Origin of the sequence: Streptomyces sp. NPDC002032, assembly GCF_042890765.1 — a bacterium.
Taxonomy (GTDB): domain Bacteria; phylum Actinomycetota; class Actinomycetes; order Streptomycetales; family Streptomycetaceae; genus Streptomyces.
Window position 1 is genome coordinate 88,196 of the sequence record NZ_JBIASM010000017.1, and the last position, 20,785, is coordinate 108,980.

The window sequence follows — 20,785 nt, forward strand, 5'->3', positions numbered from 1 at the left end:
TGCCCGGGTCCCTGGGCTACACCGCGCGCCTCACGACGTCCTGGCCCACGAGCGGGAACAGCTCCCTGACGCCCGTGAGGTCGAACATCCAGTCGAGCGCTCGCGGTACACGGCCCACCAGGAGCAGACGGCCGGTGCGCAGCAGGAAGAGGAGTTCGCCGAGCATGGAGGAATCGGCGAGGGTGACGCCGGTGAGGTCCAGGGCGATCTGCCGGACGGCGGGGTCCGTCGCGGCGGCCGCGCCCGCAGCGCGCAGGGGTCCGAGGGTGTCGTAGTCGAACACCCCGGTGCACACGATGAGCCGGATGCCGTCGGCATCCGGGGCCACCTCCACATTCTGACGCACGAGATCCTCCGTTTCCCGGCCGGCGGGCACACGATCCGGGGATCGCCTCCTGCCGGCATCCACGCGGTGCCCGGGCGGCTCCACGGGGAGCCACACACCGTCACCCAACTACCGGATGCTTCGCTCCGCCCCTGCCCACCGGATCCGCTCGTGCACCTGAAATCCCGAAGAACACCCTTTCGTGCCCCCTGCTCGCGCAGTGACCGCATGCGTATACCGGGGGTTGGTGGCTGCGTCACGCTCTGTCCTCGGACGGTGATGGGATCATCAGCGGGTGACCCGCCTTGTCGCGACGGTGCATGGGCCTCGGCGTAAGCCGCTCGTTGCCCTGACGGTTGAGGACTTGCGTGTGCTCATCCGGCAGGACGTCGGCCTTGCCGGTCGCATCTCGCGCCGTACAGCCGAAGCAGAGGCGGGGATGAAGGGGATCACGTTTCGTGCCTGTCGCGGAGAGCACTACGTGACCCTGGCCGAGCTGCTGGTTCGCCTCGGCAGCTTCGGCCTGGACCTGATCTGCCGCGTCGAATTCGACGAGATCGTCGATCCTCGCTGTGTCGAGATGGAGCGTACTCAGCGAACTTCGCCTCCACTACCCGGGTCCCGAGGATCTCTGAACGGGGAGCTTCACTTCGGGCGGAGCCATAGGCGGATCGCGGCCACGGTGTCCCGCGACCCATCGGACACGGCCTACGCGCGCCGGAGTTCGCAGCTTCCGTCGGCGCAGGAGCGGCGCAGGCGGCCGGCCGAGATGGTTTCCACCAGGCCGATCGTCCAGCACATCGGGCAGCCGCGCAGGGCGAGCAGGCCGGCCGGGGCCAGCAGCAGGCTCGCCGGACCGGTGACCGGCAGCAGGGCCAGCGATCCGATCAGCGCGCCGAAGCCGAGGGCGCCCCGGGCCAGGTGGCGGGGGACCGTGGCGCCGGCGAAGCCGCCGGGCCTCGGGGCGCCCGGGCCGGCGGGCGGGGGGCTGCTCGTCTTCGTGGTCGGGTCAGGTGTCATGGCCGGTTCCCCTCGTACGTGTCGGTTCCTCCCGCAGTGCCTCGCGTACCGCCGAACGGGCGCGGTGCAGGCGGGACTTCATGGCGGCGGTGCTCAGCCCGAGCCGGTCCGCGACGGTGCGGCCGGGCAGACCCTGGATGTCCCGCATGACCAGTACCTGCCGCTGGTCGGCGGGCAGGGCGGCGACGGCGGCCCCCACCCGCTCGGCTTCCAGGCGCAGCAGGACGTCCTCCTCGGCCGACCGCGCGGTGCCGCCCGCCTCGTACGCCTCGTATGCGTCCGGCGGCTCGTGCCGGCCCTGGGCGGCGGCCGTGCCACGGGGGAGCAGGGCGCGGGTGCGGCGCAGGCACTCGTTGCGGACGATCCGGAACATCCAGGACGCCAGCGCACCGGAGGCCCGCAGCATGCCGATCTTGCGGTAGAGGATGATCAGCGCTTCCTGGGCGGCGTCCTCGGCGTCCTGGGGTGTGGCGCACAGCGTGCGCGCGAACCGCTGGACGTGCGGGTACGAGCCGTACACCAGGGCGGTGAGCGCCTCCGCGTCGCCGCGCTGCGCCGCGGCGACCAGGGTCGCGCCGGGCCAGTCGTGGTCAGCCACGCTGACGCCTGCGGCGACGCACCAGCGTGACGGTGCACGCGCACAGCAGCAGCGCGGCGGCCACGGCGATGACGACGGTGGTGGTGGTCATGGGGTCCTCCCCCGGGGGTTCGGGGCGGACCCGGTCGTCCGCACGTCTATGAGAGGTGCGGCGGACGCGGAAGGATTCGCCCCGCACGGGGAATTCTTCTGCCACGTCACCAGCGTTCCGGGGCCCCGGTGGCCGGCCGCACCGAGGGATGGCTCATTCCGGTGGTCCGGGGGAACCTTCCGCGCCCTACACTTCCAGGCACACGAACGCCGAGCGGGGGCAGGCAGCGTGACACAGGGGGCACAGCCCGGCGACGTGGTCGGCGATCGGTATCGGTTGATCGAACCCATCGCCTCGGGCGGTATGGGCCGCGTCTGGCGGGCGTCGGACGCCCGGCTCCAGGTCGAGGTGGCGGTCAAGGAACTGTGGCTGACCGGCCCCATGTCCCCCGCGCAGCGGGACACCCTGCTGCGGCGCGCCGAACTGGAGGCGCTCAGCGCCGTCCGGTTGCGTGACCACCCGCACATCGTCACGGTCCACGACGTGGTCGTCGAGCACGACGTTCCCTGGATCGTCATGCAGCTCGTCTCCGGCGGTACGCTCCAGCAGCGGCTGGAGAGCGGCCCGTTGCCGGTGGCTGAGGCCGCAGCACTGGCGGTGGCCCTGCTCGGCGCACTCCGGGCCGCGCACGCGCAGGGCATCGTGCACCGCGACGTCAAACCAGCGAACGTCATGATCAGCACGGCCGGCCAGGTCCTGCTCGCCGACTTCGGCATCTCCGCCCCCGAGTCGGGTACGGGGCTCACCTCGACCGGCATCGTCATCGGCTCCGCGCCCTACATCGCCCCGGAACGCGCCGTCGGCCAGCCCGGCGGGGCGAGCAGCGACCTGTTCTCGCTGGGCGTGACGCTGTACGAGGCGGTGGAGGGCCTTTCGCCCTTCCTCCGCGACTCCCCGGTGGCTTCCGTCCACGCGGTCCAGTACGACCCGTACCCGCCCCCGCACCGCGCGGGCCCGCTGACGGCACTGATCGCCGGCCTCCTCGCGAAGGACCCGCGCGCCCGCCTGACGATCGACCAGGCGCTGGGCCTGCTGGAACGCGCCGCCGAGCGCGTGCCACCGGACCGGGCCGGGGCGGCGCACGCCCCCACGCAGGACGCCGGGCAGGCCGCCGGGCACGCCCCCGCACAGGACGCCGAGCCGGCCGGGCCGCCCCTGCCGCCGGGGCCCGAGCAGGGCCCCGCACTGGTGTCGCTCCGGATCACCAACCTGTCCCGCGGTCCCGTCCGGGCCCGCCTCGGCGTGAGCGACCTCGGCGAGATCGCGGGTGCCGCGACCGCCGGCTACACCGTCGAGCCCTTCTCCGCCCGCACCCTGCGGGTGACGGCCCCCGCCTCCGGTCTGACCATGGCCTCCCGCGTACTGCGGCCGGAAACCGGTAAGCCCGTGGAGGTCACCGTCCACAGGGAGGGCACCGAACTGCGCCTGACCGGCGCCGGGGCCCCGGAACGGCCCGCGCGCCGAACGCCCGTACGACAGCCCGTACGGCCGCCCGTACGGCCGCCCGCACCAGCGGCGCCGGCCGCGCAGGCCAAGCCCCGGGCGCGTCCCGCACGTCCCGCGCCTCCTCCGCAGACGGCCCCGGCCTCCCCCGGCGCCACGATCGCCAAGGCGGTCGCCGTCACCCTGCTCATCGCCTTCGGGGCGTACACCGGCACGTCGGGGTTCTCCGGCTGGGTCAGCCACTACCTGCACGCGGGGGCCGCGTCGTCGAGGACCGGCGACTGCCTCTACCGCGACACCCGGCAGAAGGCGGGGCCCGGCGCGGTGGCGACGGCCGACGGCTACGTGTGGGTGAAGGTGCCCTGCTGGTCGGCGGCCGGCCAGTACGAGGTGCGCACCGACCCGAGGTACACATCGGACGTGACCCTTGCTCCCCCCTGCTCGTCGGGGTCGAAGGTGGTCTGGCTCTCCGCGGGCACCGGTGGCGCCACCTCCACGAACGGCTTCACTTCGGGAACCTACGTCTGCGCGGCATCGACATGACACCGACCGCCCGGGGCGGCATGGCGCGCCGGCACGGGGGTTGGACGCGCGGGCTCCGGCGGACCGCGGTGGCGCTGGCCGCGCCGCCGCTGGCCGCGGCTCTGGCGTACGGGATGGCCCGGGAGTCGGCGTACGGGTCGCTGGGCCACTGGGGGTTCTTCCTCGGCGGACTGGTGCTCCCGCTGGTCCTGCTCGGGGGGCACGCCGCCCTCGCCGCACGGCGCGGGGCCCGGCTCATCTCGCTGTCCGCCCTCCCGGCCGGCCTGGGCGCCCTCTGCGCGCTCGCGTCCGTGGGGCAGAGCGCGCTGGAGGAGCGGGGCGTCGAGATCAGCTGCGTCGTGCTGAAGGTCACCGAGCACACCGAGACGGAGTCCTCCATGGACGCCGACGGCCACTGGACCACCAGGAGCAGCACCTCGTACGACCACCACCTGGACTGTCCCGCGGGCGGCCCGGAGCACCTGGACTCCCCCGCGCGGCTCGGGAAGGAGGGCGAGCCGCTGGCGGTGCTGTACGACCCGCAGGGCAAGGTCTCCCCGGGGGCCGCCGGGCACCTCCACGGCTGGGGCCTGCGCACGACGGCTGCGGTGGCGGTCGCGGCGGCGGTGCTCCTGGGGCTGGCCGGCGGGATCCGGGAGGCGTACGAGCAGCGGGGACGCACGCCGTAGGGGCCGACGGGGCGGTGAACGCCCGGGGGCGGGACGGCTCCGCGCAGCGGGTGGCCGGCGGATGGCCGTTGGGTGGCCGGTGCCGAAAGCGGTGGCCGAAGGCTTCCACCACCGCTTCCGGCGCGCCCGGACGAGGGCGGGCCGGTCGCCGGTGGTCAGTCCACGGTGACGACCATCTTGCCCAGGGCTTGGCCGGACGCCATGACGCGGTGGGCTTCGACGATCTCGTCGAAGCCGAACGTCCGGCTGGGCCGGGCCCGGTAGGTGCCGTCCGCGACCTTCCGGTAGATGGCCTCGAACGGCACCGCGCCGAGCGGGAAGGCCGCCGTGCCCAGGACGAAGGCGCTGCCGAAGAAGCTGAGCTGTACGCCACTGGGCAGGTCGGCGAGGGGGGCGAAGTCCTGGACCGGTTCGAGGCCGCCCAGGAAGCCGAGCTGGCAGACCCGGCCGCGCGGACGGACGGTGGCCAGGGAGTCGCGCAGCACCTTGTTGCCCACGACGTCGAGGACCGCGTCCACGTCGATCCCGCGCGCGCGGACCTGCGCGGCGAGGCGGCCGTCGTCGAGGAGCACCTCGGTAGCGCCGATCTCCCTCAGCAGCCCGGCCCGGGCGAGGTCGCGGGTGGTCGCGATCACGGTCGCGCCGTGGTCGCGGGCCAGGTTGACCGCGGCCTGGCCGAGCGAGGAGGTGGCCCCGCGCACCAGGACGGTCTCGCCGGGGCGCAGGCCGAGGTTGCCGTGCAGGGCGCTCCAGGCGGTGGCGTAGACCTCCGGGACGGCGGCCAGTTCGGCCCAGGACAGCGAGGACCGGACCGGCACGACGTTGCTCGCGGGGACGGTCACCAGCTCGGCGTAGCTGCCGTTCCGCGTACGGCCCATGCCGCCGAGGATCGCCACGACGGCGGTCCCCTCGGCCAGCCGTCCGCTCGGATCGGCCCTGACGACACCGGCGCACTCGATCCCGGTGACCTGGGCGACCTCTCCCCAGGCGCCGCTGCGCATGTACGTCTCGGCGTGGTTGAGGCCGAAGGCCTTGACCCGGATCAGGACCTCGCCCTCTGCGGGCCGCGGATCGGGAAGCTCGGTGACGCTGAGGACCTCGGGGCCGCCGAAGGCTGAGATGACGATGGCGCGCATGGCCACCCTCCATTCTTGAATGGGCATTCAAATACTGGGCCGGAAAAGAGGCCGCCGCTGTGCGCGGCGACCACGGGGTCGATCGGGAACGGTGGGCGTTCGGTCAGGTGGATACGGTCAGACGGATGGGGTCAGACGGATGGGGTCAGGCCGGCGAAGGCGTTGTCGACGATCGCCCGCAGGACCGCCTCGTCCGGGTTGGCCTTCCCCACGACCATCAGCCCCTGGGCCGTCGCGACCAGAAGCCGGGCGGCGCCGACGGGGTCCGCGTCGGGCCGCACTTCGGCACGCCGCAACGCGGTCTCCAGGGCTCCGGCCATACACCGCTCCAGTCGGGCGAGGTGGCCGCGCACCACGGCGGCGACCTCGTCGTCCTCGGCCGCCTTCTCGATCGCGGTGTTGACGAGGAGGCAGCCCTGGCGGCCTTCGGGGCTCAGCAGATCACGGACCAGCCCGTCGAAGTACCCGCGGATCTCGGCCACCGAAGCACCCGGCGCATCCAGCTCGCCGAGCTTCTGCGGGACGACGAGTTTCGAGTAGCGCTCCAGCGATTTCACGAACAGGGCACGCTTGCCGCCGGGGAAGACGCTGTAGATGCTGCCGGGCTTGACCCCGGTCGCCTTCACCAGGTCCTCGATGGACGTGGCCTGGTAACCGCGCTCCCAGAAACGCAGCATGGCCGCGTCCAGGACCCGTTCCGGCTCGAATTCCCGCGGTCGTGGCATGCCCCCAACGTAGCTGAATGGCCATTCAAGAACAAGCGTGAAGAGGGAGACGGGGTTGGCCGCGCCATCGACGGCGGGGGCGGGGGGCCGGGAGCGTCCCTCTACGAGGGCGTCCCGGCCCCCCGGTCACCGTCCGCCGGGGGCCCGGCGGCCCGGCCTCACCTCAGGTGCCGCGCGAAGAACCGGGTCGCGGCCTCCCCCGCGTGCTGCGGGACGCCGGTGTGCCCGCCCATGTGGGCGTGCAGGGACTTCTCCTCGGAGCCGAAGGCGTCGAACAGGTCCAGGGACGCCTGCCGGTCGTTCCCTTCGTCGTCCCACTGGAGCAGGACGTGCAGCGGAACGGTGACCCGGCGGGCCTCCTCGAACACGGCGCGCGGTACGAAACTCCCGGCGAAGAGCACGGCGGCCGCGATGCGCGGCTCGACCGCCGCCAGCCGGACGCCGATGGAGACCACTCCCCCCGAGTATCCGACCGGTCCGCCGATCTCGGGCAGGGCCAGGAGGGCGTCCAGGGCGGCCCGCCATTCCGGAACCGCCTTGTCGACGAGCGGGAGGACGAGGGCGTCGACGATCTCGTCGCTGACCGGCTCGCCGGCTTCCACGGCCCGGCGCATGTCGGCACGCGCCTGATCGACGGCGGCCCAACGGGGCCGGTCGCCGCTTCCGGGGAGCTCGATGGTGGCCGCGGCGAAGCCATCGGCCACGGCCTGCCGGGCCCGGTCCACCAGTCGGGGATACATCCTGTGCAGTCCGAGCGGAGGGTGGCCGAGCAGGATCAGCGGCGCGGGGGCGGTGGCGGTGGATCCGGGGGCGGGGGCAGGTGCGGAGGCCGGTGCGGGCGTCCACAGGATGCCGGGGATCTCGCCGAGGGTGAAGGCGCGTTCGAGGACGCCGCCGTCGAGGTTCTGTTCAGAAGTGAAGTGCACGGTCGTGCCTTTCGGAAGGGCTGTGAACGGCGCTCCCGGACGACCTATCGCCCGACCATGACCCCACAGGGGAGCACCCATGTCGATACTGCGTTCACGGGTACCACCTCCTGGTCTTCTCGCACGGCCTCGGGAAGGCTAGCAACGGCCTTCGCGGTCCGCCAACCGGTTTTGGGCACGGAGCCGGCGCGCGACACCGACCAGATCGCCGAACCGCGTCGGGGTGGCCGATACTCGCGGGATGGATGGATCAAGGAGCGGCTGGACCAACACCACCCACGATTGGGCCCGTGAGGTGGACCTGGCCCATCTCGCCCGGATTCGCCGGGCGCCGCAGGAGTTCGCTCCCGGCGGCCCGGGGCATCTCGTCCTCGAAGTCCTCGCCTACGCCGTCGATGAGGCATCGGGTCGGCCGGGGGGCCGCTGCCTGATCACCCTGCACGACGACGGCTCCGTGTCGGTGGCGGACAACGGACGGGGCACCGACACGCGCGTCGACGAGCGGGGCCGGACCGTGCGGAAGCCGGTGATGGCGACGAAGGACCTGCGGTTCTTCGACGCCCCGGACGCCGAGCGGCTTCCGGACGGGCATCCGCGGCGGGGCATGTCCGTCGTGGCGGCGCTCAGCGAGTGGCTGATCCATACCAACCGCCGCCGCGACGGGGCCTGGAGCCGGCGCTACGAGCACGGGGTTCCGGTGACCGGCCTGATTCCCCTTGATGCCGACGGAACCACGGGAACGCTCGTCCACTTCCTCCCGGCCGGGGCGCTCCGGCCGCCGGGGTGGTTGTCCGCGGAGGATCTGACGCGGTGGACCGCGAACCGGCCCGGCCTGGAGGTCCGCCTCGACGACCAACGGGGCGCGGGGGACCGGCCGGTGCGGTGAGAGCGGGCCCGCCCCCGCCGTCCGCCCCGTCCGTCCGCGCCCGCGCGGGCCCGTGGCCGGCGGCGGCTCAGGTCACCAGGCGCAGGGAGGTTTCCGCGACGGCCAGCCGTACGCTCTGGCCCCAGGTCAGCTCCATGGCGTCGCTCTCCATCCCGTCGCCGAAGACCACGATCCGGTCCGACTCCACGGTCAGCCGCAGGCCCTGACCCGGCCCCAGCTCACCGGCGACCTTCGTCGTACCGGTCGTCGGCGAGGGCCAGGCCTCGCGCACGAACCACTGGAGCCGCGGATCGCAGGGGGCGGGCAGCCCGGTGCCGCCGCCGCGCTCCAGCCACAGGGAGCGCAGCCAGCCGGTGGCGCCCGTGCCGGTGCCCACCAGCACCCCGGAGGACGCCTGGGCCTCCCCCGGGCCCTCCTCGCCGTCGCAGGCGAGGCGGTAGCGGGCCGTCTGGTGGCCGGGCGAGCCCAGGTAGATCTCGTTCAGCGCGAGCAGCCGCTGGGTGTCGTCGGCGACGGCCTCGACCATGGTCAGCTCCTGCGCCCGGCCCCCGGCGGCGGTCGCCGCACGCAGCAGGGCGGAGGCGTCCGCGCAGCGGTGGCGGACCAGGACCCCGGGGTTGCGCCCCGGGTCGCTGTCGATGCCCACCACCGGCTGTCCGCTCAGGTACTTCGCGGTGTTGGCGACCAGCCCGTCCTGGCCGACCACGACGACCACGTCCTCCGGGGCGAACAGGAAGCGGTCCAGGTCCGCCCGCTCCACCCGGGAGCTGCGCCAGGTGAGCGGCACCGCCGCCGCCACCTCCCGCAGCGCCTGCCGGGTGCGTTCGTGGCGGCGGACCACCTCGTCGATCGACCGGCCCCGGCTGGTGAGGAAGAACGCGGCCTGCCCGTGCGTCCCGTGCCGGGCGAGCAGTTCCTCGTACTCGGTCCGGCGGTGGACGAGCACCGCGCGCGGGGCCAGGCTCACGCGCCCGCGCCGCCTTCCGGACGTCCGAGCCTGGTGAGGAGCCCGGTGAGGACGTCGGGGGAGAGCGTGATGCTCTCGATCCGCGGCAGGTTCTCCGCCAGCCGGGTCGCCGCCAGGGCGTGCAGCGTGCCCGGGCCGGTTTCGTCGTGCACGCGCAGCCAGGCGGCCTGGACCTCGGCGCGCGCCGCGCCCGTCTCGCGGGCCGCCTCGGCGTCGGCGCGGGCGAGGCGGACCTTGCGGGCCGCTTCGGCCTCCGTCCGCACGCCGTCCGCCGCCGCCTGCTCCTCGGCCTCGCGGCGGGAGTTGATGCCGCGCTGCTCGACCAGTTGCTCCTCGCGCCGGGCCAGTTCGATCTGGCTGGCCAGCTCGTTCTCGGCGATGGCGCGTTCCCGCTCGACGGCGACGGCCCGCCGTTCGTAGGTGGCCCGGTCCGCCTCCTGCTGGATCTGCTCGCGGGCCGGGGTGCGCAGGGCGCGCTCCACCTCGGCCTCGGGGCGGATCGCCACGACCCGTACGGCCACCACCTCGATGCCGGTGGCCGGGAGTCTGGGCTCGGCGGCGAGACCGGAGGTGACCCTTGCGCGTACGGAGGCGACGCCGTCCACGAGGGCGACGGCCAGCGGGGTCCGGGCCAGTACGTCCAGGGTGTGCTGCTGCGCGGTCTCGGTGAGCAGGGTGGCGATCTGCTCCAGGGGTGCGCCGCGCCAGCTTCCGGTGTCCGGATCGACGGAGAAGTCGAGCCGGTCCGCGGCCGCGGCGGGGTCGGTGACCCGGTAGGTGACGGTGGCCTGCACGGTGACGTCCTGGAAGTCGGACGTACGGGCGTGGAACGCCATGGCCAGCTCCCGGTCGTCGACCGGCACTTCGGAGAGCGCCGCCGACAGCGACCGGTACCAGAAGCTGAGCCCCCGCCCGTCGTGGACGAGTTCGCCGCGCTTGTGGTGGCGGATGTGGGCGGTGGGCGCGGAGCGCAGATGACGCCAGCCGAAGCGCCGGGTGATGTCGGCCATGGCGGAACCCCCTTGATTTCGTCAATGCGACGATAACCAGGCGCCTTCATATCGTCAAGGGGACGAGAAGAAGGTCCGCGTGGAGCTGCGGTCGCGGCGGCCGGGGCGCGGGCACACCCGGTCCACCCTCGCGGCGGTGGCACTCAGCGTGACGGCTCCCGGGGCGAGTTGGCGGCTATGTCGTGATCATCCCTGCGTCGATCCTGCGGGCTTCCTTAGGGGAACCTGAAGAACCCCTTCCGTGGCGCTCCTCGCCCTGGTCATCGGCCTAGGCTCGGCCGTACTCCCCGCCCCCTCTCCAGTGAGGTGTTACCGGCATGAGCCGCAGCCGAACCCCCGCGAACACGTCCCGCACCGAGGCCCGCCGGAAGAAGACGGCGCGCACGCGCATCGTGCTGTCCGTCACCGCGGCCGCCGCGGCGGTGGCGGTGGGGGTCGCGGTGGCCGACTCGGGTGGTGACGGCCGTACGGAGCCGCAGGCGGCCGCAGCCGCCTCCGGGGCGGCGTCCTCGGCGCCGGAGACGGGCGCCGACGGCCCGGCTCCGAGCGGCAGCGCCTCGGCTTCGGCTTCGGCTTCGGCGAGCGCGAGTGCCAGCCCCAGCGCGAGTGCCGGCGCCGGCGCCAGTACGAGCGCCAGTGCCGGCCCGTCCGGTACGGCCGCCCCCGACGAGGCAGCGCAGCCCAAGAGCGCGCCCGACACCTCCACGGGCGACCGGCCGGCCAAGCCGGCCCAGGGCTCCACCGCCACGAAGGGCTCCGGCGGCTCCGGCGGCTCCACCGGGGGGTCCGGCTCCGGCTCCGGCTCCGGCTCCGGCTCCGTCAACGCGGACGCCGAGTCCGCGGTGCTCGCCCTCGTCAACAAGGAGCGCGCCAACGCCGGTTGCGGGCCCCTGACGACCAACGCGAAGCTGAGCTCCGCGGCGCGGGCGTACAGCGACACGATGGCCCGCAGCGGGGTCATGTCCCACACCGGGCCCGACGGGTCCACCATGACGAGCCGGATCGAGGCGGCCGGCTACAAGTGGTCCGGCCTGGGCGAGAACATAGCCCGCGGACAGAGCGACGCCGATGCGGTCATGTCGGCCTGGATGAACAGCTCCGGCCACCGCGCCAACATCCTCAACTGCTCCTTCAAGGAGATCGGCATCGGCGTCCACAAGGGCGACGGCGGCCCCTGGTGGACGCAGGACTTCGGCACCCCCAGGTAACCCCTGGGCACGTCCTCCCCCACGCCCCCTCCCCTTGCGGCCAGGGGGCGTCGGCGTTCACCCGCGGCGTCCGCCGCCTTCGCCGTGGGCGGGGCGGCGGAGCCGGTTACGCGGTGTGGCGTGCGTCGGCCACTATGGGCCCGTGCCCCGGACTCCGCGCTACCTGCTCATATGGCTGTCGTGCACGGCCGCCAGCGTGACCGCCGTGCTCGCCACGGTCCAGTTCGTGGTCGGGTCGACCAGCCACAAGCCCCCCGGCGCGCGTTCCGCCCCGGTCGTCATCGACACGCCCCCCGCCTGGCAGGCGGGCAGCCCCGGGCCCGAACAGGCCTCTCCGTCCGCGAGCCCCTCCCCGAGCCCTTCGCCGACCGTGACGCAGCCGTCCCCTTCTGCCTCCCCCTCCCCCTCCCCCACCCCCGCCAAGGCCACGGCGGACGCCCCCCGGACCGCCGCGCCCCGCCCCGATGTCGACTGCGAGGAGGGCGGGGCCGGTCTGCACTCCGTCCCCTCGCGGGGCGGCAAGGTCACGGTCCGTTACGGGAGCCGGGGCGTGTGCCTGATCTCCGCGGTCCCCGGCCTCGGTTTCAGGACGACGACCTCGCAGACCTCCGACGACACGCTCACCGTCACCTTCAGCGGCGACGGCCACCGCTCGGAGATCACGGCGACGATCACACCGTCCGCCAAGGCGAGCGTCCGCGAGACCTCCTTCTGACGGCAGGACGGCGGGACGGCGGGACGGCGGGACGGCCCGGCCTTCGTCGTGCCGTGACCGTGACCGTGACCGTGGCCGTGGCCGTGGCCGTGACCGTGACCTGTCCACGTCACCACCCCGCCGAGCCTCTAAGGTGTCCGCATGCCGAGCGTCCTGGTCGTGGAAGACGACCCCAGCATCCGCCAGTCGCTGATCGAGGTCCTGGCCGAGCAGGGGTACGCCGTGCGCAGCGCCGCCGACGGCTTCGGCGCGCTGCGCGAGGTCACGCAGGCTCCCGTGGACGCGGTGGTCCTCGACCTCGGACTGCCCGATCTGGACGGCGGGGACGCCCTGCGCATGATCCGCGGCATCTCCTCCGTACCGGTGCTGGTGGCCACCGCCCGCGACGACGAGTCCGAAATCATCGCCATCCTGAACGCGGGCGCCGACGACTACCTGGTCAAACCCTTCTCCGGGGGGCAGCTCCTCGCCCGCCTCTCCGCCGTGCTGCGGCGCACCGGCGGGGTGTCCGTGTCCGCCGCCGCCGGGCACGCGGCCGGGGCGGCGCCCCCGCAGGGGGGCGAGCCGCTGCGTGCGACCGTCGTCGGCGAGCTGGCGGTGGACCCGGGCGCGCGCACCGCGTACCTGGCCGGGCAGGAGCTGCGTCTGACCCGGCGGGAATTCGACCTGCTGGCGTTCCTCGCGCACCACACCGGCCAGGTCGTCTCGAAACGCCGGCTGCTGGCCGAGGTGTGGCGCGAGCCGTACGTGGACGACCAGACCGTCGACGTGCACCTGTCGTCCCTGCGCCGCAAGCTCGGCGAACGGGCGGCGGCCCCGCGCTATCTGCTGACCGTGCGCGGGGTCGGCATCAAGCTGGTGGCACCGCGTTGAGACGTTCCCTGGCCGGAGTAGCGCTCGCCGTGACCTCCATGGTCGCCCTGTCCTTCCTCATACCGCTCGGCGCGCTGGTGATGTCGCTGGTCAAGGAGCAGGGTGTGACGGCGGCCCAGCAGCGCGGCGCGGCCATGGCGCCGGTGCTCGCCCTGACGACGGATCCGGACGCGCTGCGGGAGTCCGCGGCGGGCCTGGACGCCGCCGACCACTTGGTCGTGCACCTGCCCGGGGCGGGGCCCCTGGGGCGTTCCAAGGCTCCGGCCGCGCTGCTCGAACGGGCGCAGCGGGGGCGGGAGTCGATCTCGCAGGCGGTCCCCGGCGGGTGGGTCTGCCTCCAGCCCGTGGTGCTGCCGGGCGACAAGGTCGCCGTCATCGAGAACTTCGTGCCCGAGGCGGAACTCACCCGGGGGGTGGCCGAGTCATGGGCAGTGATGTGCTTCCTCGCCGTCGGGCTGATCGCCGGTTCCGTGCTGGTCGCCGACCGGCTCGGGGCCAAGGTGGTCCGCTCGTCCAGGCGGCTCGCCCAGGCCTCGCGCGCGCTCGGGCTGGGCGACCTGGACGCCCGCGTGGAGCCCATGGGCCCCCGGGAACTGCGGGACGCGGGGGTCGCCTTCAACGCGATGGCGCAGCGCATGAACGAGCTGCTCGCCGTCGAGCGCGAACTCGTCGCCGATCTCTCGCACCGGCTGCGCACCCCGCTGACCGCGCTGCACCTGGCTTCCGAACGGATGGCGGGCACACCGGAGTCGGCCAGGGTCGAGGCGGCCGTGTGCGAGCTGGAGACCGAGCTGCGGGCCATCATCGCCGCGGCGCGCACCCCGCTCGCGGTCGGCCCCATGGGGCAGGGCCTGCTCGGTGGTACGGAACCGCCGCCGGGGCGCGGGAGCGGCGGGCCGGGGGGTGCGGGCCCGCGCAGCGAGGCGGCGCAGGTCGTCCGCCGCCGGACGGCCTTCTGGGCGGTCCTGGCGGAGCAGCAGAACCGCTCTTGCAGCCTCGACATCACCCAGGAGCCCACCGGCATCGGCCTTTCGGACGACGACGTCGCCGCCGTGGTGGACGCCCTCATCGGCAACGTCTTCCGCCACACTCCGGAGGGGACCGCGTTCGGTGTCGCCGTCGTCCGCACGGCGCAGGCCGTGGAACTGGTCGTGGAGGACGGCGGACCGGGCATCCCGGAACCGGACCGGGCCCTTTCGCGCGGCAGCAGCACCGGCTCCACGGGGCTGGGCCTCGACATCGCGCGGCGGGCCGCGACCGCGACGGGCGGTTCGGTGCGCGTCACGCGCGGGCCGCTCGGCGGGGCGCACATCGCGGTGACCTTCACCCTGGCCGCGCCGCCCCCGTCCGGCCACCGCTCGCGCCTGTCCCGGCGCCGCAGGCGCTGAGCCCGGCCCCCGCCGCCCGGCGGGAGATCCCGGAGTGCCTGCGCACCTCCGGGGACGACTGCTACAACCTGACGGTGGCCGCGGAGCCGAACGACCGGAGCGACCGGAACGGCCCGCACGCCCCTGAGGGAGGGACGATGTACGAGGAAGACGCCGACATCCCGTTCGAGCGGCTCCCGCCGGAACGGCAGGCGGCGCAGCGCGCGGCGTGGGCGCGCGCGGACATGTACACGATGAGCACCGAGGAGCTGGCGCAGGCCCACCGGGCCCTGGCCGCGAGCCCCGTCGCCGAACACCGCGCCCGCGCGGCGGAGCTCGCCTACGAACTCGACGTGCGGCTCGGGAACATCGAGCCCGACTTCTACGGAGAGTGATCCCCGCCACGGTGGCGGCCGTCAGGTTCGCCCCCGCGGTCACCGGCCGGAAGGCACACTGGTGTTCCAGGGGAGCACGGGCCCCCCGGGGGAGGAGAACGCTGTGGATCCTGCCGTCGTGACCGTCGCCGCCACCGCCGCGACCACGCTCGTCGCCGCCATGACCACGGATGCCTGGGGGCACGTCAAGGGCGGCTGCGCCCGGCTGCTGGGGCTGGCGGGACCCGCGCAGGGCGCCGGCCGGGAGCCGGAGCGGGAGCCCGAGCGGGAGTTGGAGCAGGCCCGGGCGACGGTCGTCGCGGCCCGCGAGCGTGGTGACGCCCAGGGCGAACGCGCGGTGGTCGACCTCCTGGCCGCGCGGCTCGCGGCGGTCCTGGAGGCGAACGCGCACCGCGCGGACGAGGTGGAGGAGCTGCTGCGGCAGGTACTCGCCGGGAACGCGGCCGCGGACGGGCAGATCGACGCCCTCGCGCAGGCGCTGGCCCGGCGCGGGAACACCGTCTACAACCAGTGGGTGGACAACGGCGGTGGCGGCGCGCAGGGCCCGGGGGCCACGGTGACGGTGCATCACCACCACCACGTGCCCGGCGTCCCCGGCCCGTCGTGACGCAGCACCGGTACGAACAGCGGGTGGCGCCCGGCGCCGCCGGGGCCCAGGGGCCGTACGCGACGGCGACGGTCAACAACTACTTCGGTGCCCGCCTGCCCACCGTCGAGGAGTTGCCCGTCCCGGTCGCCCCCGACGCGGCCTGGCTGATGGCCCAGCCCAGCCGGCTGCTCGACGCACGCGCACACGTCGTGCCCTTCACGGGCCGCGAGGCCGAGCTGGACCGGCTGGAGGAGTGGCGGGACGCCGGGGGGTCCCGGCTGTCGGTGCTGTTGCTGCACGCCCCCGGCGGGCAGGGCAAGACGCGCCTCGCCACCGAGTTCGCCGAACGCTCCCGACACCCGGCGCGCCCGGCCGGGCGGCGTTGGCACGTATTGCAGGCGGGGTTCCGCGGGGCCGCCACCGGCTTCTCCCCCGCCGACCCGGGGACCACCGCCTCCCCCGACGACGCGGCGGGCGTGCTCCTCGTCGTCGACTACGCCGACCGGTGGGTGCACAGCGAGCTGGAACGCCTGTTGTCCGAACCGGTGCTGCACCAGCGGCTCCCGGCGCGCGTGCTGCTGGTCGGCCGGACCGTCCGCTGGTTCGCGGCGCTGCGCGGTGCGCTCGCCGAGCGGCGGGCCGCCGCGGCGGACCTGCTCCTGCCGGACCTCGACGCGGACCGGCCGCGCATGTTCACCGCCGCCCGGGACCGTTACGCCGCGTCCGATCTGTACGGCTGCGGTGACGCGGCGGGCATACGGCCGCCCGGGCTCCTGGAACACCGTGAGTTCGGGCTGACCCTGACCCTGCACATGGCCGCCCTCGCCGCCGTCGACGCCCATGCGCGCGGGGCCCGGCCGCCCGGCCGGCCGCACGAGCTGTCGGCGTACCTCCTGGACCGCGAGCGCCTCGCCTGGCAGCGGCTCTCCGAGGCCGGGGTGCACGGACAGGACTTCCGGACCCGCCCGGCCACCATGGCCAAAGCGGTGTTCACGGCCGCCCTCACGGGGGCGGTCGGCCACCGCGCCGGGACCAGGGCCCTCAGAGCGGTGGAGGTGCCGGGCGACCCGCAGGAACTCCTCGTGGACCACCGCTTCTGCTACCCGCCCGCCGACCGCGAGCTGGTCCTGGAACCGCTCTACCCCGACCGGCTCGCGGAGGACTTCCTCAGCCTGCTGACGCCGGGGCACGACGTCACGGGCGACGACCCCGATCCGTGGACCCTGGAGGTCCCGGCCGCTCTGACGCAGGAGAGCAGGCTCCGGCCCCTGGTGGCGCCGCGCGCGGTCACGGTGCTCGCCTCCGCCGCCGCCCGCTGGGCGCACATGGGCCGCAAGGTGCTGTACCCGCTGCTGCTGGCCGATCCCGGCGTCGTCCTGGAGGCCGGCGGACCGGCCCTGACGGCGCTGTCCGAGATCGGCGGTTCGACCCCGTACGACGACCGGGCCGACGCCGGGCTGCTGTCCGTCCTGGAGGCGGTCGAGGCCCGCTTCCCGGAGGGCCGTCACGCCGACCTGGACGCCGGGATCCTGGCGGTCGAAGAGGTCCTGATCGCCCGGCGCCTGGCCGCCACCGCCGATCCCGTCCGGCTGGCCCGGCTGCACGGGACGCTGGCGCTGCGGCGCGGCTACGCCGGACGCCGGGAGGAGGCCCTCGCCTCCTCCCGGGAGGCCGTACGGCTGCGCCGGCTGGTGGCCGACGAGGACCCGCGCCACCGGCGCGCTCTGGCGGACGCGCTCACCGACCTGTGCAACCGGCTCGCCGCCACCGGCCTCGAAGAGCAGGCGCTCGCCGCCGCCGAGGAGTCCACCGCCCTCAGCCGCGCACTGGCCGCGGCGTCGTCCCGGGCGGACCGGGACGTCCTGGTGGGCTCGCTGATGAGTCTGGGCGCGCGGCTCAACGCCCACGACCGCCGCGAGGAGGCGCTGGCCGTCACCCAGGAGGCGCTGGCCCTCTGCCGCGACCTCGCCCGGGAGGACCCCCAGCGGCACCGGGGCACCCTGGCGGCGGTCCTGAACAACCTCGGTCTGGGACTGTCGGGCGTACGCCGCCACGAGGAGGCGCTGCCCCTGCTGCGGGAGGCCCTCGCCCTGGAACGGCGGCTGGCGGAAGCCGGTCCCGCCGCCCGCGGCCACGAACTCGGCGGGGCCCTCGTCAACCTCGGACACGTGGCCGCCCTGGCGGGCCACCCGCAGGAGGGGCTGGCCGCGACCCGCGAGAGCGTCGAGCTGTACCGCCGCCTCAGCCGGGCCAACCCGGCGGCGTTCCAGCCGGAGCTGACCAAGGCGCTGATCAACCTGGGGAACTTCCTGAGCGGGACGGCCGTAGAGGCCGAGGCCCTCGCCCCGGCCGAGGAGGCCGTCGCCCTCCAGCGGCGGCTGTTCGAGCAGCACCCCGGGGCCTACCGGGCCGGTCTGGCCCTGGCGTTGAGCGGGCTCGGCCGGCAGCTGGAGGCGGTGGGCCGTACCGGGCGGGCGCTGGCCGCGACGGAGGAGGCCGCCGACCTCTACCGGCAGCTGGCCGAGGCGAACCCCACCATCACCTCCCCCGAACGGGCCCGCGTACTGGGCGACCTCGGGCGGCAGCTGGCCGCCGGAGACCGCCGGGAGCAGTCCCTGGCCGCCACGCGGCAGGCCACCGAGCTGTACCAGCGCCTCGCCGAGGCGCATCCGGCCACGGACCTCCCGGACCTGGCCCGCTCGCTGCGCGACCTCGGCTGGGCCCTCACCTCGGTGGGGCGCGTCGACGAGTCCGTCGCCGCCTGCGAACGGGCCGCGGACGCCTACCGCAACGCCGGTGACGTGCGCCGGGCGGCGAACGTCCTCAACGAGTTCGGCCGTGCGCTGCACGACATGGGCCGGCCGCGGGAGTCCGCGGCGCTCAGCGGGCGGGCCGCCGCCCACTACGCCGATTCCGGCGACCCGATCGGCGAGGCCGGGGCCCTGCTGAACCTCGGCCGAACCCTCATCGAGGACGGGAGGACCGGGGAGGCCGTCGACGCCTTCGAACGGTCGGCGGGCCTCTTCCGGGAGGCCGGCGCCGGGTTCCTCGAAGCGGCGGCGCTCACCAATCTGAGCCAGGCCCTGACCGCCGGCAGGGAATTCGGCCGGGCCGCCGAGGTGAGCGCCCGCGCGGCGGCCGTCTTCGAGGGGGCCGGCGGCGCCCGGCAGGCACAGCCGCTCCACAACCACGGCAACGCGCTCCTGGCCATGGGCCGGGCCGCCGAGTCCGTCCTCCCGAGCGGGCAGGCGGCGGAGATCTACCAGGCCGGGGGCGACCATCGCCACGAGGCCGACTCCCGCCTCAACCTCGGGGACGCCCTGTCCCGCACCGGGCGGTACGCCGAGGCCGCCGAGGCCCACGAACGGGCCGCCGCCCTGTTCCGCGACGCCGACGAGCCCGCCCTGGAGGGGCGGGCCCTCTTCCGGCTCGGGACCGACCTCGTACGCGCCGAGCGGTACGAGGAGGCCGCCGAGGCCAGTGAACGGGCGGCGGCCCGCTTCCGCGAGAGCGGCGACGCGGAGGGCGAGGCGGAGGCCCTGACCAATCTCGCCGGCGCCCGCGCGCACACGGGCCGCTGGGAGGAGGCCGTCGCCGCCGGGGAGCGGGCCGCCGCCCACTTCCGCGGAGCGGCCGACCCGAAGGGCGAGGCCGATGCGCTGGCCAACGTCCACGAGGCCCTGATCAGGGCAGGACGGTACGAAGAGGCCGTCGGCGCCGCCGAACGCGCCCTGGCCCGCTACCGGGAGGCGGGCGACCGCGACCGCGAGCGCGTCCTGCTGCACGGCCTGGCCATCGCCCTCTTCGCCGTGTACCGCTTCGCCGAGTCCGCCGCCGCCTACCGGCAGGAGCTCGTGATCTGCCAGGCCGCGGCCGACCGCCCCGGCGAGGCCCCGGCGCTGTACGGCCTCGGCACCTCCCTCGTCGCGGCCGACCGCTTCGAAGAGGCGGTGGACGTCCTCGAACGCGCCGCGGCGCTCCACCGGGAAGCCGGTGACGCCGAGAGCGAGGGCATGGCCCTGGAGCGGCTCACGGCCGCGCTGCGCGCCCTGGGCCGCGGGGACGAGACCGTACGGGCCCTGCGCGCGAGCGCCGATGCCTCCCGCCGGGCGGGCGACCGCGCGGCGGAGATGCGGGCGCGGGGCGAACTCGGCACCACCCTCGGCGAGGCCGACGATCCGGAGGCGGCGGCGGCCCTCCAGCGGGCCGCGGAGCTCTGCCGGGAGCTCGGCGACGGCCCCGGCGAGGCCCTGGCCCTGGCCCACCTGGGCATGTTCCACGAGAGGCACGGCCGGTCCGAGGAGTCCGTACGCCTGTGCTCGCGGTCCGTCGCGCTGTACCGGGCGGCGGGCGACGGCCCGCACGAGGCCAAGGTGCTGCGGGAACTGGGCGCGGCGCTGGAGTCGGCCGGGCGGCCTCAGGAGTGCGTCGACGCGTGGCGGCGTTCGGCGGAGCTCTGCCGGGGGGACGGCGACGGCGAGGGGGAAGCCCTGTCGCTGTACGCGCTGGGCGGCGCCTTGCTGGACCTGGGCCGGTTCGAGGAGGCCGTCGGTGTCAACCGGCGGGCCGTGGAGCTCTTCCGGGCGGCGCAGGTGCCCGTCGTCGAGGCCAGTGCGCTGCTCAATCTGAGCCGGGGCCTGCTGGAGCTGGAGCGCTGGGAGGAGGCCGTCACCGCGTGCGGGCGGGCCGCGGTCCTCCACCGGGCGGCGGGGGACCGGCCCCGCGAGGCGCAGGCGCTCTACCACCTGGGCACGACGCTGCTGCGGCTGGACCGGCCCGCGGAGGCGGCCGCGGCCTGTGAGGGGGCCGCGGCGGTGTACGGGGAGCTCGGGGACGGGGTGGCGGCGGCCTCGGCGCTGGGCAACCTCCTCCAAGCGCACCTGAGGACGGGGGGCTTCGCCCGGGCCGTGGCCGCCGGCCTGGAGGCCGCGGCCGCGTACGGGGCGGGCGGCGAGCGGGATGCCGAGATCCGGACGTTGTTCCAGCTGGTCACCGGGCTGCTGGAGGCGGGACGGCGGCAGCCGGCCGTCCCCGTGCTGGGGACGCTGCTCACGGCCTGCCGGCAGGCGGGGGACCGGCCCCGCGAGGCGCAGGCGCTGCTGCTGCTCGGGGCCTCGCTCGTCGACCTCGGCTCGTACGAGGAGGCCCTCGGCATCACCGAAGAGGCGACCGCCCTGTACCGGGCGCTGGGCGACGCGGGCGGTGCGGAAGTGGCCTCGCAGCAGCGCCGGATCGCCGTGCGGGCCCTGGGCCGCGCCCCAGGCCGCCGCCGCTGGCTGCGCCGCGGCTGAGGCGGGCCG

General features: G+C 75.0%; 18 protein-coding genes. 10 read left to right on the plus strand and 8 right to left on the minus strand.

Translation table 11 applies throughout. The features are described from left to right. Positions 1 to 16: 16 nt before the first annotated feature. The 3 genes from ACFYYT_RS29850 to ACFYYT_RS29860 all read right to left on the minus strand — a co-directional run bounded on the left by ACFYYT_RS29850 (position 17) and on the right by ACFYYT_RS29860 (position 1,943). A complete protein-coding gene (locus ACFYYT_RS29850; protein WP_351822783.1) occupies positions 17 to 346 on the minus strand; it encodes an STAS domain-containing protein in 330 nt (109 codons plus the stop codon). A gap of 687 nt (positions 347 to 1,033) precedes the next feature. Beyond that, positions 1,034 to 1,345, minus strand: a complete 312-nt coding sequence (locus tag ACFYYT_RS29855) for a hypothetical protein (protein ID WP_351822786.1) — start codon at positions 1,343 to 1,345, stop codon at positions 1,034 to 1,036. Continuing rightward, entirely contained in the window at positions 1,335 to 1,943 is a 609-nt protein-coding gene (locus ACFYYT_RS29860; protein WP_351822789.1) for a sigma-70 family RNA polymerase sigma factor, read from the minus strand. Before ACFYYT_RS29860 ends, ACFYYT_RS29855 begins: the two co-directional genes overlap by 11 nt. Before the next feature lie 367 nt (positions 1,944 to 2,310). Here ACFYYT_RS29860 and ACFYYT_RS29865 point away from each other — a divergent pair, with 367 nt between their 5' ends. Both ACFYYT_RS29865 and ACFYYT_RS29870 read left to right on the plus strand, forming a co-directional pair. Further along, positions 2,311 to 4,020 (plus strand): serine/threonine-protein kinase, encoded by a 1,710-nt coding sequence (locus tag ACFYYT_RS29865; RefSeq protein WP_351822792.1) that lies wholly within the window; start codon positions 2,311 to 2,313, stop codon positions 4,018 to 4,020. Continuing rightward, positions 4,017 to 4,688, plus strand: a complete 672-nt coding sequence (locus tag ACFYYT_RS29870; protein ID WP_351822795.1) for a hypothetical protein — start codon at positions 4,017 to 4,019, stop codon at positions 4,686 to 4,688. Before ACFYYT_RS29865 ends, ACFYYT_RS29870 begins: the two co-directional genes overlap by 4 nt. A 155-nt stretch (positions 4,689 to 4,843) precedes the next feature. Here the strand turns inward: ACFYYT_RS29870 and ACFYYT_RS29875 are convergent, their stop codons facing one another. The 3 genes from ACFYYT_RS29875 to ACFYYT_RS29885 form a co-directional block, all read right to left on the minus strand. Continuing rightward, positions 4,844 to 5,824 carry a zinc-binding dehydrogenase gene (locus ACFYYT_RS29875; RefSeq protein ID WP_351822798.1) on the minus strand — a complete coding sequence of 327 codons (981 nt, stop codon included), beginning with the start codon at positions 5,822 to 5,824 and terminating at the stop codon, positions 4,844 to 4,846. A 131-nt stretch (positions 5,825 to 5,955) separates the two neighbouring features. Next, complete coding sequence (locus ACFYYT_RS29880; RefSeq protein WP_351822801.1) at positions 5,956 to 6,549, minus strand: TetR/AcrR family transcriptional regulator; 594 nt, start codon at positions 6,547 to 6,549, stop codon at positions 5,956 to 5,958. Between the two features lie 158 nt (positions 6,550 to 6,707). Continuing rightward, positions 6,708 to 7,475, minus strand: a complete 768-nt coding sequence (locus ACFYYT_RS29885; protein WP_351822804.1) for an alpha/beta hydrolase — start codon at positions 7,473 to 7,475, stop codon at positions 6,708 to 6,710. 241 nt (positions 7,476 to 7,716) lie between these two features. Here ACFYYT_RS29885 and ACFYYT_RS29890 point away from each other — a divergent pair, with 241 nt between their 5' ends. After that, positions 7,717 to 8,361 carry an ATP-binding protein gene (locus ACFYYT_RS29890; protein WP_351822807.1) on the plus strand — a complete coding sequence of 215 codons (645 nt, stop codon included), beginning with the start codon at positions 7,717 to 7,719 and terminating at the stop codon, positions 8,359 to 8,361. A 67-nt stretch (positions 8,362 to 8,428) separates the two neighbouring features. Here ACFYYT_RS29890 and ACFYYT_RS29895 read toward each other — a convergent pair whose 3' ends face one another. Together ACFYYT_RS29895 and ACFYYT_RS29900 are read right to left on the minus strand one after the other, a co-directional pair. Next, a complete protein-coding gene (locus tag ACFYYT_RS29895) occupies positions 8,429 to 9,328 on the minus strand; it encodes a hypothetical protein (RefSeq protein ID WP_351822810.1) in 900 nt (299 codons plus the stop codon). Further along, positions 9,325 to 10,338: an SPFH domain-containing protein gene (locus ACFYYT_RS29900; protein WP_351822813.1), complete on the minus strand. Its 1,014-nt coding sequence runs from the start codon at positions 10,336 to 10,338 to the stop codon at positions 9,325 to 9,327. Before ACFYYT_RS29900 ends, ACFYYT_RS29895 begins: the two co-directional genes overlap by 4 nt. Positions 10,339 to 10,655: 317 nt before the next feature. Here ACFYYT_RS29900 and ACFYYT_RS29905 point away from each other — a divergent pair, with 317 nt between their 5' ends. The 7 genes from ACFYYT_RS29905 (at position 10,656) to ACFYYT_RS29935 (ending at position 20,776) form a co-directional block, all read left to right on the plus strand. Beyond that, on the plus strand, positions 10,656 to 11,546 hold the full coding sequence (locus ACFYYT_RS29905) for a CAP domain-containing protein (RefSeq protein WP_351822816.1): 891 nt from the start codon (positions 10,656 to 10,658) through the stop codon (positions 11,544 to 11,546). 142 nt (positions 11,547 to 11,688) lie between these two features. Then, on the plus strand, positions 11,689 to 12,261 hold the full coding sequence (locus ACFYYT_RS29910; RefSeq protein ID WP_351822819.1) for a hypothetical protein: 573 nt from the start codon (positions 11,689 to 11,691) through the stop codon (positions 12,259 to 12,261). A 141-nt stretch (positions 12,262 to 12,402) separates the two neighbouring features. Next, complete coding sequence (locus ACFYYT_RS29915) at positions 12,403 to 13,134, plus strand: response regulator transcription factor (protein ID WP_351822822.1); 732 nt, start codon at positions 12,403 to 12,405, stop codon at positions 13,132 to 13,134. Beyond that, a complete protein-coding gene (locus ACFYYT_RS29920; protein WP_351822825.1) occupies positions 13,131 to 14,522 on the plus strand; it encodes a HAMP domain-containing sensor histidine kinase in 1,392 nt (463 codons plus the stop codon). The genes ACFYYT_RS29915 and ACFYYT_RS29920 overlap by 4 nt, the downstream gene beginning before the upstream one ends. A gap of 137 nt (positions 14,523 to 14,659) precedes the next feature. Next, positions 14,660 to 14,896 (plus strand): hypothetical protein, encoded by a 237-nt coding sequence (locus tag ACFYYT_RS29925; RefSeq protein WP_351822828.1) that lies wholly within the window; start codon positions 14,660 to 14,662, stop codon positions 14,894 to 14,896. 103 nt (positions 14,897 to 14,999) lie between these two features. After that, entirely contained in the window at positions 15,000 to 15,503 is a 504-nt protein-coding gene (locus tag ACFYYT_RS29930; protein WP_351822831.1) for a hypothetical protein, read from the plus strand. Continuing rightward, positions 15,500 to 20,776, plus strand: coding sequence for a tetratricopeptide repeat protein (locus ACFYYT_RS29935; protein WP_351822834.1), 5,277 nt, complete (start codon positions 15,500 to 15,502; stop codon positions 20,774 to 20,776). Before ACFYYT_RS29930 ends, ACFYYT_RS29935 begins: the two co-directional genes overlap by 4 nt. The last annotated feature ends 9 nt before the right edge of the window (positions 20,777 to 20,785 follow it).

Bases quoted from the DNA above. Each gene is read 5' to 3' on its own strand.
- ACFYYT_RS29925 (WP_351822828.1), top strand. From the start codon at position 14,660: ATGTACGAGGAAGACGCCGACATCCCGTTCGAGCGGCTCCCGCCGGAA.
- ACFYYT_RS29855 (WP_351822786.1), bottom strand. From the start codon at position 1,345: ATGACACCTGACCCGACCACGAAGACGAGCAGCCCCCCGCCCGCCGGC.
- ACFYYT_RS29915 (WP_351822822.1), top strand. From the start codon at position 12,403: ATGCCGAGCGTCCTGGTCGTGGAAGACGACCCCAGCATCCGCCAGTCG.
- ACFYYT_RS29905 (WP_351822816.1), top strand. From the start codon at position 10,656: ATGAGCCGCAGCCGAACCCCCGCGAACACGTCCCGCACCGAGGCCCGC.
- ACFYYT_RS29900 (WP_351822813.1), bottom strand. From the start codon at position 10,338: ATGGCCGACATCACCCGGCGCTTCGGCTGGCGTCATCTGCGCTCCGCG.
- ACFYYT_RS29880 (WP_351822801.1), bottom strand. From the start codon at position 6,549: ATGCCACGACCGCGGGAATTCGAGCCGGAACGGGTCCTGGACGCGGCC.
- ACFYYT_RS29875 (WP_351822798.1), bottom strand. From the start codon at position 5,824: ATGCGCGCCATCGTCATCTCAGCCTTCGGCGGCCCCGAGGTCCTCAGC.
- ACFYYT_RS29870 (WP_351822795.1), top strand. From the start codon at position 4,017: ATGACACCGACCGCCCGGGGCGGCATGGCGCGCCGGCACGGGGGTTGG.
- ACFYYT_RS29890 (WP_351822807.1), top strand. From the start codon at position 7,717: ATGGATGGATCAAGGAGCGGCTGGACCAACACCACCCACGATTGGGCC.